At 65.1% G+C, this 15,048-nt stretch carries 11 protein-coding genes; 8 read left to right on the top strand and 3 right to left on the bottom strand.

Features of this window, described 5'->3' with window-relative positions:
• Positions 1–5 precede the first annotated feature (5 nt).
• The 3 genes from AAFG13_RS41290 to AAFG13_RS41300 all read left to right on the top strand — a co-directional run bounded on the left by AAFG13_RS41290 (position 6) and on the right by AAFG13_RS41300 (position 2,675).
• Positions 6–1,295, top strand: a complete 1,290-nt coding sequence (locus AAFG13_RS41290; protein WP_342710556.1) for a polysaccharide transporter — start codon at positions 6–8, stop codon at positions 1,293–1,295.
• Complete coding sequence (locus AAFG13_RS41295; RefSeq protein ID WP_342710557.1) at positions 1,292–1,918, top strand: methyltransferase domain-containing protein; 627 nt, start codon at positions 1,292–1,294, stop codon at positions 1,916–1,918. Before AAFG13_RS41290 ends, AAFG13_RS41295 begins: the two co-directional genes overlap by 4 nt.
• 85 nt (positions 1,919–2,003) lie before the next feature.
• Entirely contained in the window at positions 2,004–2,675 is a 672-nt protein-coding gene (locus AAFG13_RS41300) for a class I SAM-dependent methyltransferase (RefSeq protein WP_342710558.1), read from the top strand.
• A gap of 21 nt (positions 2,676–2,696) precedes the next feature.
• Here AAFG13_RS41300 and AAFG13_RS41305 read toward each other — a convergent pair whose 3' ends face one another.
• The 3 genes from AAFG13_RS41305 to AAFG13_RS41315 form a co-directional block, all read right to left on the bottom strand.
• A complete protein-coding gene (locus AAFG13_RS41305) occupies positions 2,697–3,416 on the bottom strand; it encodes a class I SAM-dependent methyltransferase (RefSeq protein ID WP_342710559.1) in 720 nt (239 codons plus the stop codon).
• Positions 3,417–3,424: 8 nt separating this feature from the next.
• Entirely contained in the window at positions 3,425–4,735 is a 1,311-nt protein-coding gene (locus tag AAFG13_RS41310; protein ID WP_342710560.1) for a nucleotide sugar dehydrogenase, read from the bottom strand.
• A gap of 73 nt (positions 4,736–4,808) precedes the next feature.
• Entirely contained in the window at positions 4,809–6,119 is a 1,311-nt protein-coding gene (locus AAFG13_RS41315; protein ID WP_342710561.1) for a glycosyltransferase family 4 protein, read from the bottom strand.
• Between the two features lie 117 nt (positions 6,120–6,236).
• Here AAFG13_RS41315 and AAFG13_RS41320 point away from each other — a divergent pair, with 117 nt between their 5' ends.
• The 5 genes from AAFG13_RS41320 (at position 6,237) to AAFG13_RS41340 (ending at position 15,031) form a co-directional block, all read left to right on the top strand.
• Positions 6,237–7,475 (top strand): glycosyl hydrolase, encoded by a 1,239-nt coding sequence (locus tag AAFG13_RS41320; RefSeq protein WP_342710562.1) that lies wholly within the window; start codon positions 6,237–6,239, stop codon positions 7,473–7,475.
• A gap of 112 nt (positions 7,476–7,587) precedes the next feature.
• Positions 7,588–9,774: a bi-domain-containing oxidoreductase gene (locus AAFG13_RS41325; RefSeq protein WP_342710563.1), complete on the top strand. Its 2,187-nt coding sequence runs from the start codon at positions 7,588–7,590 to the stop codon at positions 9,772–9,774.
• Entirely contained in the window at positions 9,771–11,765 is a 1,995-nt protein-coding gene (locus tag AAFG13_RS41330) for an alginate lyase family protein (RefSeq protein ID WP_342710565.1), read from the top strand. Before AAFG13_RS41325 ends, AAFG13_RS41330 begins: the two co-directional genes overlap by 4 nt.
• Positions 11,762–12,916, top strand: coding sequence for a glycosyltransferase (locus AAFG13_RS41335; RefSeq protein WP_342710566.1), 1,155 nt, complete (start codon positions 11,762–11,764; stop codon positions 12,914–12,916). The genes AAFG13_RS41330 and AAFG13_RS41335 overlap by 4 nt, the downstream gene beginning before the upstream one ends.
• A 672-nt stretch (positions 12,917–13,588) precedes the next feature.
• Positions 13,589–15,031, top strand: a complete 1,443-nt coding sequence (locus AAFG13_RS41340) for a calcium-binding protein (protein ID WP_342710567.1) — start codon at positions 13,589–13,591, stop codon at positions 15,029–15,031.
• The last annotated feature ends 17 nt before the right edge of the window (positions 15,032–15,048 follow it).

Consider the following 15,048-nt stretch of genomic DNA (forward strand, 5'->3'; position numbering starts at 1 on the left):
ATCGAATGGCGGCCCAGACCCGGGTCGCCGGTGCTGCGCGCGGAGCGCTCGGCCGGCTGTGGCGCGCCGGGGGCAATGTCGCGCTCGGCCTGATCGATCAGGCGCTGCTCAGCGGCTCGGCCTTCGTGCTGACGGTCGTGCTGGCCAATGTGCTCGATATCAATTCGTTCGGCCAGTTCAGCGTCGCCTGGTCGTTCTCGATCCTGATCGAGGCGGTGTTTCTGCGCGGGTTGTTCGACGACGGGCTGCCGGCCACCGCGCATCGCATCCCGAAATCGCTGTGGCCGCAGCTGCGGCTCGGCCTCTATCTGTCGTCGCTGCTGGTCTCGGCGGTGCTTGGGCTGCTGCTGGTGATTGCGGGCCTCGTGATCGGTGCGGGCGGCGGCGTCGCGGGCGGGCTCGTGATCGCAACCGGGCTCGCGATCCCTGCGGTTCGGCTGCAAAGCATGTTCCGCCGCATCTGCTATCTCGATGGGCGTCTGCCGCGCGCGGTGGCGTCGTCGTTGACCTATTGCGTGGCGCTCGTCGTGTCGGCCGGGCTGATGATCGCGCTCAAACTGACCGGCGCTGCGGCTGCGATGGCGTGCATCGCGATCTCGGCGGCGCTCGCCGGCAGCCTGCTGCTCGCTCACACCAGCGAACTGGCCTGGCCGCTACCCAGAATCCTTCGCGGCTCGCTGCGGCGGCTGTTTCGCAACGGCCGCTGGTTCGTCGCGACCTCGCTCACCTACTGGATCGGCAGCATCGGGCTGATCCCGGTTTGCGGCGTCCTGATCGGGCTGGACGCGAGCGCGTCGCTGCGGATCCTGCTCCTGGTGTTCGCACCGCTCAGCCAGTTCTGCGCAACCATGTTCTCGGTCCGCCTGCCGGAGATCGCCTCCGAGCTGCGCGCCGGCCGGCGCAGCGCGGTCGCCGCCGCCGCGCGCGAAAATGCCGTGCTGCTCGGCTCGATCGCGCTCGCCTATGGCGCGGTGGCCGTGCTGCTCGGCCAGCGCATGCTCGCCCTCGTCATCCACGGCCAGAGTTACGAGATCGGTACCGGCAGCGTCGCCTTGATGGGGGCCGCGATGGCGCTCGACGCGGTGTGGCTCGGCCTCGCGCTGCCGCTGTTTGCGACCGGCAGGCCGCAGCGGTTCATGCTGAGCCGGATCGCCGGCCTCGTCGCGCTGTGCTGCGTTCTGCCGCTTGCGGCGGAGGCCTGGCAGGTGATGGGGGCGGTTGCGGCGATGGTGGCTTCCAGCGCGGCGTCGGTGATCGTGGTTGTGCTGACCAATTCGGTGCGGGAGAAGACATGACCGACGACGCACCCGGCCGCGCGCTGCAGCGGCTGCATATCGGCGCCTTCAATTGCGGCATCGCGGGCTGGATCAACACCGACATCACGATGCATCTGTGGATCGCGCGCCTGCCGCTCGCGGCGAAAGCGTTGCATCTCGCCGGCCTGCTGAGCGACGCCCGCTATGCCGAGCACCGCCAGGGGAAGTTTGCCGGGCTGCGCTACATGGATCTGACCAAGCCGTTGCCGTTCGCGGATGGCAGCCTCTCGGCGGTGTTCAGCGCGCATGTCTTCGAGCATCTGTTTCCCGACGAGGTCGAGCGGCTGGCGCGTGAGATTGCGCGGGTGCTGGCGCCGGGCGGGGTGTGCCGCATCGTCGTCCCCGACATGGAACGGATCGTCGCGCTCTACGATCCGGCCGCACCGCAGGCCTTCCTCAAGGGGGTGTTCGAAATCGAGCGCCGCAAGGAGGCCGCGTTCGCGCATCACTGGGGCTTTACGCGCGCCTCCCTTGCGGCGCTGTTCCGCGAGGCGGGCTGTTCCGAGACCCACACCCGGGCCTATCGCGAGGGCATCTGCCCCGACATCGACCGGCTCGACAACCGGCCGGACGAGTCGATCTTCTTCGAGGCGATCAAGTGAGCGGGATCGGCAAATCGATCCACCGTTGCGTGGAGGATTGCGCGCGCCGTGCTAGACCGACGCGACCGATAGCAGGAGATTGACATTGCTGGGCGCAATCCAAGCCCGATTTTCCGGTGCAGCGCGCAAGCGGCGCGGCGAGTTCCTCGTCCGCACCGTGAACCTGCCGCTCGACGCAAGGATCCTCGATCTCGGCGGCGGCACCGGCCGGCACATTCGCGCGATCCTGCCCCGCCATACCGACATCACGGTTTGCGATATATCGGCCGACGATCTGAAGGCGGCGCGCGAACGCTTCGGGTTCAAGACGGTGCTGCTGCGGGAGACCGAGCGGCTGCCGTTCGAGGATCAGGCGTTCGATTTCTGCTTCTGCTCGTCGGTGATCGAGCATGTCACCGGGCCGAAGCAGGATGTCGTGACGATCGAGAACGACACGGCATTCCGCGATATCGCGCGCGAGCACCAGAACCGCTTTGCCGGCGAGATCTCGCGGGTCGCGAAGTCGTTCTACGTGCAGACGCCGTACCGGTACTTTCCGATCGAGAGCCATACCTGGCTGCCCGGATTCATCGTCCTGTTGCCGAGGCGACAGCAGATCTCGTTGATCGAAACATTCAACGGCTTCTGGTTCAAGCGGACCGCGCCCGACTGGCACCTGTTCGACTGGGACGAGATGACGGAGACGTTCCCGGACGCGAAGATCTATCGCGAGCGATATCTCGGCATGACCAAGTCGCTGATGGCGATCAAGGCGTGAAGCAGGTAACTGCCCGCTGCATCAATTGTCGCGGCGGGCGAGGATATTGATCAGCGTGCCGACCGCGGGCCGGCGATCGAGCGCCGGCGGCAGCGGGGAGCCGGCAAAGCTGGCGCCGAGCATCGTGAGAGCATGTTGCCGCAGCAGGTTCTGCATCACGGCCGGCGTGGTGTCGAACTTGGAAAAGGCGAGGTAGCGGAACAGCGGCCGCGCCGACACGCGCGACGAAGCCGCATGCGCGAGCTTGTAGCCCTGGCGCAGCAGCGATCCGCGGTTGGGGATCGAGAGCAGCAGCAGTCCGCCGGGCCTGAGCACGCGATGGATCTGGGCGAGGCACTGCGCCACGTCGGGGACATATTCCAGCACGCTCGCGCAGAGCACGCCGTCGAAGGATCGATCCGCAAACGGCAGGCTTGCGATGGTCGGAATCTGCCGAAATGTGAGCCGTTCGGCCGGCGTGCCGTCGGCGGGACGGCCGCGTGCCGCCGCAATCATCTCCGACGAGGCGTCGACGCCGGTGACATCGCAGCCGCGCGCGGCGAGCAGGCGGGAGAGCGTTCCGGTGCCGCAACCTGCATCCAGCCAGCGCTGGCCCTCGAGGTCCGCGTTCCCGAGCAGATCGAACATCGCGGCCGTGCGCGCCTTGAAGGTGCGGCTCCGATGCAGCGTCTCCCACTCCGACGAGATCTCGTCGTGAAAGCGGATTTCGGGTCGGTCGCGGGTCTGGGCCATGGTGGCCATGGTGTTCCCTACCAGTGAAAGCCGCTCACTCTGGCCCGCACCTCGTCGGGCAATCCGATATCAGACAGTTCGAGCACCACCTGGTCGGGCCGGGTTACCTTCAGCGCCGCAACGAAACGCGGATCGGCCGTCGTCAGCACGATGATGTCGGCCCATTCGATTGTCGCCGTCACGTCGTCATGCAGCAGACCGACCAGCTCCGGGTTGCGCATCATGAAGTCCCGGTTGGCGCCGATCAGCTGCGACAGCCGAACGTTGGGGTCGTAGATCCGGATGTCGCGCCGCTCGCCGCGCAGGCTTTTGACCAGCTCGACGAAGGGGCTGTCGCGAACATCGTCGGTGCCGGCCTTGAAGCTGATGCCGAGAAATGCGATGCGGCGGCCGTCATGCGACAGGATCCAGTCGGCGCCGCGCGACATGATCATGTCGTTGCTCGGCAGGATGCTTTCGAGCACCGGCGTCGACAGTCCGCGGCTGTGCGCGAGGTGTTTCAGCGCCTTGACGTCCTTGGGCAGGCAGGAGCCGCCGAAGGCAAAACCCGGCCGCAAATAGGCCGGCGAGATGTTGAGCCTAGTGTCCTGCAGGAAGATGTTCATGACGTCGCGGCCGTCGATGCCGAGCGTCTTTGCGATGGTGCCGATCTCGTTGGCAAAGCTGACCTTCAGCGCGTGCCAGCTGTTGTCGACGTATTTGACCAGTTCGGCGGTCTCGACCGGCGGCGTGATCTTGGCGCCCGGCAGATCCTTGTAGAGCGCCATGACGCGGTCGGCGGTTTCCTGGTTGAAGGCGCCGACCACGGTCTTGGACGGCGCGTTGAAGTCGGCAATCGCGCTGCCTTCGCGCAGGAACTCCGGATTGAAGGCGAGGTCGAAATCGCGTCCGATCTTGTTGCCGGAGGCTTCCTCGATCAGCGGCCCGACGGTGTCGCGGGTGGTGCCGGGCAGCACGGTGGAACGGATCGTCACGGTATGCGGCGCGTTCTTCGCCCGCAACCCGCGGCCGATCTCGATGGCGACCTGCCGGATCGCGGTCAGGTCGAGGTTGCCGTTGCCGGACGACGGCGTGCCGACGCAGACCATCGATATGTCACTGTTGACGATCGCCTCGGTGGCATCGCTGGTTGCGGTCAACTGACCCGTCGCAACCGCATGCGCCACCTTGTCCGAGATGCCGGGCTCAATGACCGGCGATCGGCCCTCGCGGATCAGGTCGACCTTCGCGATGCTCTTGTCGACGCCGATGATCTGGTGGCCAAGCTCGGTGAAGCAGGCCGCGCAGACCGTTCCGACATAGCCGAGGCCGAAAATGCTGACGTTCATGCTTCGACCTTCGACAATCCAGCGACCTGTGCGTGACCGCGTCGTGTTTCGCGTGAGTGAGGCGGCGGGGCGTTCAACGCGATGCCCGCCCGGCAGCTGCATTGGCGTTGACACCAGACGCCTGCGCGGTCGGCCGCTCCGCGGTGGCGGTCGCGCGTGGGGCGCGGCTCTGCCAGGGAAGCTTTCTGGCGAACAACGCCTCATAGGCGGCGAGCAGCTTCGGCTCCTCGTGCGTCCAGGACAATTCGCGCTCGACGCGGCTGCGGCCAAAGGCCCCCATCGTCTGCCGCAGCGACGGATCATCGATCAGCGTGATGATCTTGCCGGCGAAATCCTGCGGGTCGTTCTGCGCCGCATAGAGCGAGGCGTCGAGCGCGGAGCGGCGGCCTTCGCGAACCTCGAACTGAACGATCGGCCGTCCGAGCGCCATGTACTCCATGATCTTGTTCATGGTGGAAATGTCGTTCATCGGCGTGACGCGGTCCGGATTGACGCAGACGTCGGCGGTCGAGAGCATCGTGAACAGCGCGTCATCCGCGACGGCGCCGGTGAAGTTCACGTAATCGGAGAGCTGCATCTCTTCGCAGAGCTTGACCACCGCATTCCACTCCGGCCCGGTGCCGGCGATGTTGAACTGGATGTCGGTGCGGCCGAGATCGTGCACGATGTGGCCGATCGACTGCAGCAGGAGATCGATGCCTTCCGACTGGCCGATCACGCCGACATAGCCGACGCTGTAGCGCCGGCCACGGCGCCAGGCCGGATCGGCGGGGCGGGAGCGCACCCGGTCGAGATTGGGGCCGGAGCGCACCACGAAGACCCGGTTGGCCGGCATGCGGCCGCGGGCGATCGCGATCTCGCGATAGGATTCGTTGGTTGCGATCGAGATGCTTGCGGTCTTGAAGGTGAGATACTCGACCAGCCGCAGCAGATGCCAGAAAAAGTCCCTGCGGCCGAATTTTGCTTCGTAGAGCTCGGGATTGACGTCGTGATGATCGAACACGAAGCGCTTGCCGCCGAGCTTGAACAGCAGGCCGACCAGGAAGATCAGGTCGGGCGGATTGCAGCCATGGATCACGTCGAAGCCGTGCTTCCACGCCACCTTGATCGCAAGCCACGTCTCCCAGAACAGCGCGACCGGATATTCGATGAGATAGGCGGCGACCCCGCGCGCTTCCAGCGGCATCGGATGACGGTAAATGTGAATGCCGTCGAGGCATTCGTAGGATTCGTCATGGCCGCGGCCCTTCGGGCAGATCACCGAAACTTCATAGCCTGCCTGGCGCAGCGACGTTGCCTCGCACCACACCCTGCGATCGAAAGGAACCGGAAGGTTCTCGACGATGATCAGGATCCGCCGCGGTGATGGTTCAGCTCTCGACATCTGCGATGATCTATACCATTGACCTAACAACATCACAATCCGACTAACATCGGCATTAACATGCGCAGCTTCCATTTTGCAATCCCGCCGCGGATGTGACGGCGACGAGACACGGACATGGCAGGTAAAGTGAGGGATTGGGCACAAAGGGCGTCGATCGCACTGGTTTTGAGTGCGCTGGCGCCGCTGGCTCACAAATGGCCGCTGCAGTGGGCCGGTGCGGCGGCAAACGATGTGCTCAATGTGAGCCATGTGAACGTGGTGATCCCGCCGACGCTTTTCGGCATGACGATCAATGCGATCGGGCAGTCGCAGCCATGGCCGGCGCTCAAATTTGACGGCGTCCGCCTGTGGGGCGCGATCTACTGGGCGCAGATCAACCCGGCGCCCGGCATCTACAATTGGGCGCGCTTCGACGCCATCCTTGCGGCGGCGGAGCGCGAGCACGTCGATATCGTCCTCAATCTCGCCTTCACGCCGCGTTGGGCCGCGTCGGTGAAGGATGCGCCGCCGGCATTCACGCCCGGCGCAAGCTCGCCGCCTGCCGATCTCACATCATGGGATGAATGGGTGCGTGCGGCTGTTACGCGCGCCGCCGGCCGCATCAAATACTGGGAAATCTGGAACGAGCCCGAGGATCCCAAATATTACTCGGGCGATATCGCGACCATGGTCCAGATGCAGAAACGGGCCTACGAGATCATCAAGGCCAGCGATCCCGCCCTGACTGTGCTGACGCCGTCGTCCAACGGCACGCCGGACGGCTATCGTTGGCAACAGGCCTTCATGGCGCAAGGCGGCGGACAATATGCCGATGTCTTCGCCTTCCACGGCTATACGAGTGAACCCGAAGCGGTGATCGGAATCATCGCCCGCTTCAAGCAGATCCTCGCCGCGCACGATCTCTCCACAAGGCCGATCTGGGACACGGAGGCCGGCTGGTCGTCCCACGAGGACAACCCGGATGGCTGTCTCGCGCGCGCCTATATCCTGAAATGGATCAGCGGTGTCGACCGGTTCTATTGGTACGAGTTCGCCGGCGGGGGCAGCGACTTCGGCAAATTGTGGGACCGGGCGCGTGGGCTGCTTCCGAGCGGAATTGCCTATCGCACAGTCCAGTCATGGTTGGTCGGCGCCAGCGTCGTGGCGGCAGACAGGACGTCGCCGTCGACCTGGCGCGTCGAACTCCGCATGCCGGATGGCCGCAACGGCTTGATCCTTTGGACCACCAGGGGGCGGTCGGTACATCGGGTCGACCCGCGTTTTAGCCGTTACCAGGGCCTCGACGGCGGCGAAGGAGCTGTCGCCAACGGTGAGGTCGAGATCTCGCCCAAACCGGTCCTGTTGCTGGAATGATAACGATGTTAAACCCCGGGTGATGAGATAACTATGACGATGTTCCCGGCCTCATTGCGGGCGGCGGACGCGATATAACGGGCACTGTTAACTTGAGGCGATTGAACCGACCGTGAAGCAGATCGCGCAAAACTATAAGAGCGGCGAGCTCAAGCTGATCGACGTGCCGGCGCCGCGCTGCCGCGCCGGCGGGGTTTTGGTGCGCACGGCATTCTCGGCGGTGTCGACCGGCACCGAGATGATGAAGTTCACCGAGGGGCGCCTGTCGCTGCTCGGCAAGGCGCGTGCGCGCCCCGACCAGGTTGCCAAGGTGGTGCGCTCGGTCCGCCAGCAGGGATTGCTTGCGACTTATCAGAAGGTGATCAACCGGCTCGATTCCTACACGCCGCTCGGTTACTCGCTGTCGGGCACCGTCGTGGAAGTCGGCGAGGGCGTCGGGGGCTTCTCGGTCGGCCAGCGGGTCTGCTGCGGCGGCAATCAATATGCAACCCACGCTGAATACAATTGGGTGCCGGTGAACCTCTGCGTGCCGCTGCCGGACAGTGCCGCGCTCGACCAGGCCGCGTTCACCACGATCGCCTCGATCGCGCTGCAGGCGATGCGCCAGTCGGAAATCGGTTTCGGTGAGACCGCCTGCGTGATCGGCCTTGGCCTGATCGGGCAGATCATGGTGCGCCTGTTGCGCAGCGCCGGTGTCGTGGTCGTCGGGCTCGACAGGCTGGAGCCGCGCTGCCGTCAGGCGGAGGCGGCGGGCGCCGCGCTCTGTGCGGTCGCATCTGACGATGCTGCGGCCGGGTTTCGCGCCCGGATCGATCAGCTGACCGCAGGCAACGGTGTCGATTGTGTGTTCATCACGGCGGGCAGCGACGATCCGGAGCTCGCGTCGCGTTCGGCCGCGTTGCTGCGCGACCGCGGCCGCATCGTCGACATCGGCAAATGCACGCTGAACCTGCCGTGGAACGAATTCTACGACAAGGAGCTCGACGTTCGCTTCTCGCGCTCCTACGGCCCCGGCCGCTACGACCCGCTCTACGAGGAGGGCGGCATCGATTATCCGATCGGCCATGTGCGCTGGACCGAGAAGCGCAACATGGAGGCGATCGTCGCCCTGCTCGCCGACGGGCGGCTCGATTTTTCGTCGCTGATTTCCGAAGTGGTGCCGCTTGAGCAGGCGACGTCGGCATTCGAGCGCATGAGCCGGGGCGAGGTTGGTCTCGGCATGGTGTTCGCCTATCCGGACGCCGCTCCCCGCGCGATGCAGATGGTCTATCGTCCGACCGTTGCGCTGCGCAGCGGCCGGGTGCGGCTCGGCGTCATCGGCGCGGGCAATTATGCCTCCAGCATGTTGTTGCCGCAGCTTGCAAGTGACGCGCGCGTCGATCTCGTCGAGGTTGCCACCAACACCGGCCTGAGCGGCGCCACCGCGGTGCGCAAGTTCGGCTTCGCGCGTGCCTCGACGGATGCGGCCTCGGTGCTCGAGGCCGACGACATCGATGCCGTGCTGATCGCGACGCGCCATGCCTCCCACGCCGACCTTGCGGCGCAGGCGCTGCGCGCCGGCAAGGCGGTGTTTGTCGAGAAGCCGCTGGCGATCGACACCAACTCGCTCGATCAATTGGAGCAGGCGATCCGCGAGACCGGCAACAACAGGCTGATGGTCGGCTTCAACCGCCGCTTCTCGCCGCTGCTGCAGGGCATGCGCGCGGCGTTCGCGCCGGTGGGGCCGCAAACCCTGCAATATCGTGTCATCGCCGGCCCGCTGGAGAAATCGTCCTGGTATCTGCAGACCGAGAGCGAGGGCAGTCGCTTCGTCGGTGAGGGTGGCCATTTCATCGACGTGCTGTCCTGGTGGCTGGGCGCCGAACCGGTGCGTGTCTCCGCGAGTACCGCGGGCAAGGATGTCGACAATCTCATCGCCACGTTCGACTTTGCCGACGGGTCGGTTGCGAGCCTCAGCTATCTCACCGGCGGCGATCCGCGTGTGCCAAAGGAGGCGCTTGAAATATCGGCAAGCACCGGCTTTGCCGCCTTCGACAATTTTGCAGGCTTTGAGGTCGGGCACGCCGGGCAGCGGACGGCGAAGAAAGCGCGGCTCGACAAGGGGCAGCGGCCCATGCTGGATGCCTTCGTTGCGTCAGTCGCATCGGGGGCCGCGATGCCGATCGGGCTCCCATCGCTGCTTGCGACCACCCGCGCAACGCTCGCGGTGCAGGAGAGCGCAGCCGCCGGAATGCCGGTCGATCTGACGATCGGCGCAGCAGAGCAGGGCGTCGCACGCGCCTTGACCGGCGTGAGATGAACCCGGCCTGGTATCTGCGCAGGCTGCAGCGCATGGAGCCGTCCGAGCTTGCGGGCCGGGTGAACGACCAGCTGCTGCGCCTGCTCTGGCGCATCACTCCCCCCGATATCGCACGACACGCCAGCGCCAGGCTTGCCCCAGGCCCGCGACAGCCGCGGCTGAAGCCGCTGCCCTTGCCGGCGTACGCTCCACAGCAGGCCACCGAGCAGCTGATCCATGTTGCCGAACGCATTCTCGCCGGACATTGGCGGGTCTTCGCCAGAGATCATGATGCTTTGGGCGAGCGGCCGGACTGGTTCGTCGATATCAGAAGCGGCAAGCGGGCGCCTGCTGACTTGTACGCGTTTGTGGTTCCCTATCGCGACGAGGCCGCGGTCGGGAACATCAAATACATCTGGGAGCCGTCGCGTCACCACCATCTCACGGTGCTCGCGTCGGCGTATTACCTGACCTCGGACGAACGCTACGCCAGGCGCGTGGCCGCGCATCTGTCGAGCTGGTGGCGCGAAAATCCGTTTCCGCGTGGCCCGCACTGGATCAGCGGCATCGAGCTCGGCGTGCGGCTGATCTCGTGGGCCTGGGTGCGCCAGCTGCTGCAGAACTGGCCCGGCGCGCCTGCATTGTTCGAGGACAACGAGCAGTTCCTGACGCAGCTTTACGCGCATCAATACTGGTTGTCGCAGTTCCCGAGCCGGGGCTCCTCCGCCAACAACCACATCATCGCGGAGGCTGCCGGGCAGTTCGTGGCGGCCTGCGTGTTTCCCTTTTTCCGCGACAGCGCGCTGTGGCGCCAGAATGCCGCCAGGACGCTGGCAGACGAGGCTGTTGCGCAAACCTTCGCCTGCGGCAGCAATCGTGAGCTCGCGACCGATTACCACGGCTTTGTCCTCGAACTGCTGCTGGCCGCGGCAGTGCAGGGCGAAGCGTCCGGGCACCAATTGGACGAAATGGTCTGGACCACGATGTGCCGCATGAGCGACGTCATTGCCACCATGCTCGACGACCGCGGTCATCCTCCACGTCAAGGCGATGGCGACGAGGGCATTGGCCTGCTGCTCGACGATCCGGCCTGCAATCGCTGGCTCGGTCTGCTCGCCACCGGCGCGCGCCTGTTCGGCGAGCTGCCGTGGTGGCCCAAGCTGCCGGGGCCCGATCTGCGCACGTTTCTTCTGACCAACGGCATCAAGACGCGTGCGATCGCTGCGCGGCCCGCGCGCCGCCCGCATTTGCTTGATGAGGCGGGACAGACCTTTCTCGTCGATTCCGACCGAGCGGTGTGGTGCCGCTGCGATCACGGCCCGCATGGCTTCGGCCGCATTGCGGGGCATGCGCATGCGGATGCGCTGTCGCTCGAATGCCGGATCGGCGGCGTCGATATCCTCGCCGACCCCGGCACCTATTGCTATCACGGCGATCCTCGATGGCGTGCCTATTTCCGTTCGACGCTGGCGCACAACACGCTCTGCCTGTTCGGGCGCGACCAGTCGGTGTCGGGCGGGCCGTTTCTCTGGACGCGGCATGCGCAGAGCCGGCTGATCGCATCGAGCGGCCTGGACGATCGTGATGCGGACGCAAGCTGGGTCGCGGAGCATTCGGGATATCAGGACACAGCAGATCGTCTCGTGCATCGCCGTTCGGTGCAATTGCAGCGTCTGGCGGCGCGGCTCGTCGTCACGGATATTGTGCTTGCCGATGAGGGACTTGCGGTGCCGGCGAGCCTCAGCTGGCATCTTGGTCCCGACGTCGAATGCGAGCTCGAGGGGCGTAACGCGCGCCTGTCATGGCCGGGCGGACGCGGCGAGCTCGAGCTGCCGGCGGCGCTCGGCTGGACGCTGTATCGCGGTGACGAAACCGTGCCGGCCGGCTGGTATTCGCCGTCGTTCGATCTCAAGGTGCCGGCGACGACGCTGATCGGCTCCGGAACGCTGGCCGCCGGCCAAAGCCTGGTGACGGAGCTGCGCTGGTTTCCCGAGCCGGTGCGCCGATCATGAAGATCCTGGTCGCTCACAACAGGTATCAGGGACGCGGCGGCGAAGACGTCGTGTTCGAAGCGGAAGTCGACCTGTTGCGCGCCGCCGGACACAGCGTTGAGACGCTCACGGTCAGCAACGAAGCGATCAATTCGCTTGCCGCGCGGATCGCGACGACGCTGTCGATCGCCGATAATGCGGGGGGAAGACGGGCCATGGCGGAGGCGATCGGCCGCTTTCGCCCCGACATCGTCCACGTCCACAATTTTTTCCCGCTGCTTTCGCCCGCCGTGTTCGATGTCTGCCGGCAACAGCGCGTGCCTGCGGTGGTGACGCTGCACAATTATCGCAGCATCTGCACCGGCGGCATGCTGCTGCGCGACGGCCGCATCTGCCACAAATGCCTGGACCGCGGCCATCTCTGGGGCGTCGTGCACCGCTGCTACCGCGGATCGCTGCCGGGCTCGCTGGCCTCGGCCTACATGATCGCGCGGCACCAGCGCCGCGGCACCTGGACGCGTCCCGGTCTGCGCCTGATTGCGCTGACGCAGTTTGCCCGAACGTTGTTCACGCAGGCCGGCTTCGATGCCGGCCGGATCGACGTGAAGCCGAACTTCATGGCCGATCCCGGTGCACCCGATCCGGCGATGCCGCGCACAGGGCTGCTCTATGTCGGACGGCTGAGCCGCGAGAAGGGCGTCGGCGTATTGCTCGCCGCTGTTGCGGGGACCGGCATGCCGTTGCGGATCGTAGGTGAAGGACCGGAGCGCGCTGCGCTTGAGGCTCGGGCGCCAGCCAATGTCAGGTTCCTCGGCGCGCGCTCGCGTGCAGACGTCCTTCGGGAGATGGCGAGTGCCCGGGCATTGGTCGTGCCGTCACTATGGTACGAGGGATTTCCGATGGTCGTGGTCGAAGCCTTTGCGCAGGGTACGCCGGTGATCGCATCCGAGATCGGCGGACTTGCCGAGGTGGTGAGCGCCGGCAAGACCGGCGCATTGGTGCCGCCGGGCGATGCGGCCGGGCTCGGACAGCGGATTGTTGAACTTCTGGACGCCCCCGATCGCGCAACGGCATGGGGGCAGGCTGCGCGGACCGCCTATCTCGAGCGCTACGCGCCGGACGAGAATCTGCGGCTGCTCGAGGCCATCTACGCGCGCGCGGCCGCTGGATGATTGCCACAGACGGATGCCTTGCCCGTGATCGGTCGCCGTCTTGCCGGTTGCCGCGCTCTTGTCTCTAACGGGTTCCGACGAATCTAATGTTAATTTGTTATATTGGGCGCTTGATCTGGGTCCGCTTCGGCTTTGGCGGGGCGGCCGAATTGCCCGATTCTGTGATCGATTTCCCGGTTTTCGCCCGCTTGCCGCTCGCAGCCTGCAACCGGAGCCCGGCATAACGCCGCTCCGCTTGCCGGCCGGTTGTGAAGTTTGACGCTTTTCTGAAAAAGCTCACACGCGGCGCAGAAATATTTTTTCAGACCAGAAAATCCCGTCGAAGCGCGCGCAAAGGCTGCGAAATTCCGCGCCCTGGCGCCATCTTGGGACCGGATGAAACCCCGTATAATCACTACCCTTTTTTGCATCGCGGCTAACATTTGTGAGCTGCCTGCGCTGAATGTTAGTCAGCGACCGAGGTGCCGCTAAGTCTCACATAAGTCTCATGGAACCAGACGTTAATAGCGCATTGCTGATTGACACTCCGGTATTGCGGACTTAACAATGGACTTAACAAGTTCGTAACGTGTGTCCACATTTGAGCTGCGTCGCAACAAACTGGTTGTGATTCAACAGCTTACGTGCGGGCGAGCGGCTTGAATCCTCGTATCCCAAGCAGGGGCTACATCGATGGCGACTTACAATCTCGACCAGACTGACCTCAAACATGCGATCAACTCCACGATCGATCACGCGACCCAGCAACAGATTCTTGACTATCTGATCAACGCAGGCATCGGGTACACCAGCCCGGACGACGGCAGCTCGATCCCGGTGCAGGTAGGCGCCGGCATCAGCAACCCCGATCCGAACGCCAACGTTCTCGTCGAAACCAATCCGAATAACACTGTCACCACCGACGCCAACCTGAAGGCGATCATCGAGGCCACCAACAAGGACGTGACGCTGACGGTGAACGGCAGCACCCCGTTGCTGGTCGCGACCGGCAACGGCAACGATCAGATCTTCCTCAACAACACCGGCGACACCACGGTTTTTGCCGGCAACGGCAACGACACGGTCTTCGGTGGTGCGGGTCACGATTCGATCGACGGCGGCAACGGCAACGACGTGCTGATCGACAACGTCTCCGGTCACAGCACGCTCGATGGCGGCAAAGGCAACGATCTGCTGTTCGGCACCGGTGCCGACACCTTGAACGGTGGCTCCGGCAACGACACGCTCTACGGCGGCAGCTCGTCCGAGCTGAATGGCGGTACCGGCAACGACGTGCTGGTGTCCGGCAGCACCGCTGGCAATTCCAGCACGCTGGATGGCGGCAAGGGCAACGATGCGCTGTACGGCGGTGCCGGCAATGATCGCCTGTTCGGCGGCGACGGCAACGACACACTGACCGGCGGTTCGGGCAACCAGGTTCTCGAAGGCGGCAAGGGCAATGACGTCCTGATCGGCGGCGCGGGCAACAACCAGCTCTACGGCGGTGCAGGCAACGACGCACTTTACTCGAACTCGGATGCCTCGCACGGCTCGATCCTGGACGGCGGTGCCGGCAACGACTCGCTGTATGGCGGTGCGGGTGCCGACACGCTGTATGGCGGCGCCGGCAACGACCTGCTGGTCGGCGGTACCGGAACTGTTGCCGAGTACGGCGGCAGCGGCAAGGACGTGCTCTACTCGGGCAGCGATGCCTCGCATGCGACGTCGCTCTACGGCGGTGACGGCAACGACTCGCTCTATGGCGGTGCCGGCAACGACACGCTGTATGGCGGCTCCGGCAGCGACACGCTGGTCGCCGGCTCGGGCAACCAGACGCTGCTCGGCGGCGGCGGCAACGACTCGTTCGTTGGTTCCGCCTCCGGTACGGCCTCGATGGTCGGCGGCTCTGGTCAGGACTACTTCTACCTGTCCAACCTCCACAGCAGCGACACCATTGACGGTGGTGCCGGCAACAAGGACTCGCTGACCTTCCTGGATCACGCCTCGACCGATGTGACCGGTATCACCGCGGGCAAGGATGGTTCTCTGGACGTCAACTTCAGCAATGGCCAGGTGACGCAGATCAGCAACATCGAATACCTGATCTTCAACGATGGTCACTCGACCAAGCTGTAAGATCCCAGGTCTGCACT

It is taken from the genome of Bradyrhizobium sp. B124, assembly GCF_038967635.1.
Lineage (GTDB): Bacteria > Pseudomonadota > Alphaproteobacteria > Rhizobiales > Xanthobacteraceae > Bradyrhizobium.

What these genes read in the sequence shown, in the direction of transcription:
- AAFG13_RS41290 (WP_342710556.1), top strand. Translation starts at nt 6, where the DNA reads ATGGCGGCCCAGACCCGGGTCGCCGGTGCTGCGCGCGGAGCGCTCGGC.
- AAFG13_RS41295 (WP_342710557.1), top strand. Translation starts at nt 1,292, where the DNA reads ATGACCGACGACGCACCCGGCCGCGCGCTGCAGCGGCTGCATATCGGC.
- AAFG13_RS41305 (WP_342710559.1), bottom strand. Translation starts at nt 3,416, where the DNA reads ATGGCCACCATGGCCCAGACCCGCGACCGACCCGAAATCCGCTTTCAC.
- AAFG13_RS41310 (WP_342710560.1), bottom strand. Translation starts at nt 4,735, where the DNA reads ATGAACGTCAGCATTTTCGGCCTCGGCTATGTCGGAACGGTCTGCGCG.
- AAFG13_RS41315 (WP_342710561.1), bottom strand. Translation starts at nt 6,119, where the DNA reads ATGTCGAGAGCTGAACCATCACCGCGGCGGATCCTGATCATCGTCGAG.
- AAFG13_RS41320 (WP_342710562.1), top strand. Translation starts at nt 6,237, where the DNA reads ATGGCAGGTAAAGTGAGGGATTGGGCACAAAGGGCGTCGATCGCACTG.
- AAFG13_RS41330 (WP_342710565.1), top strand. Translation starts at nt 9,771, where the DNA reads ATGAACCCGGCCTGGTATCTGCGCAGGCTGCAGCGCATGGAGCCGTCC.
- AAFG13_RS41335 (WP_342710566.1), top strand. Translation starts at nt 11,762, where the DNA reads ATGAAGATCCTGGTCGCTCACAACAGGTATCAGGGACGCGGCGGCGAA.
- AAFG13_RS41340 (WP_342710567.1), top strand. Translation starts at nt 13,589, where the DNA reads ATGGCGACTTACAATCTCGACCAGACTGACCTCAAACATGCGATCAAC.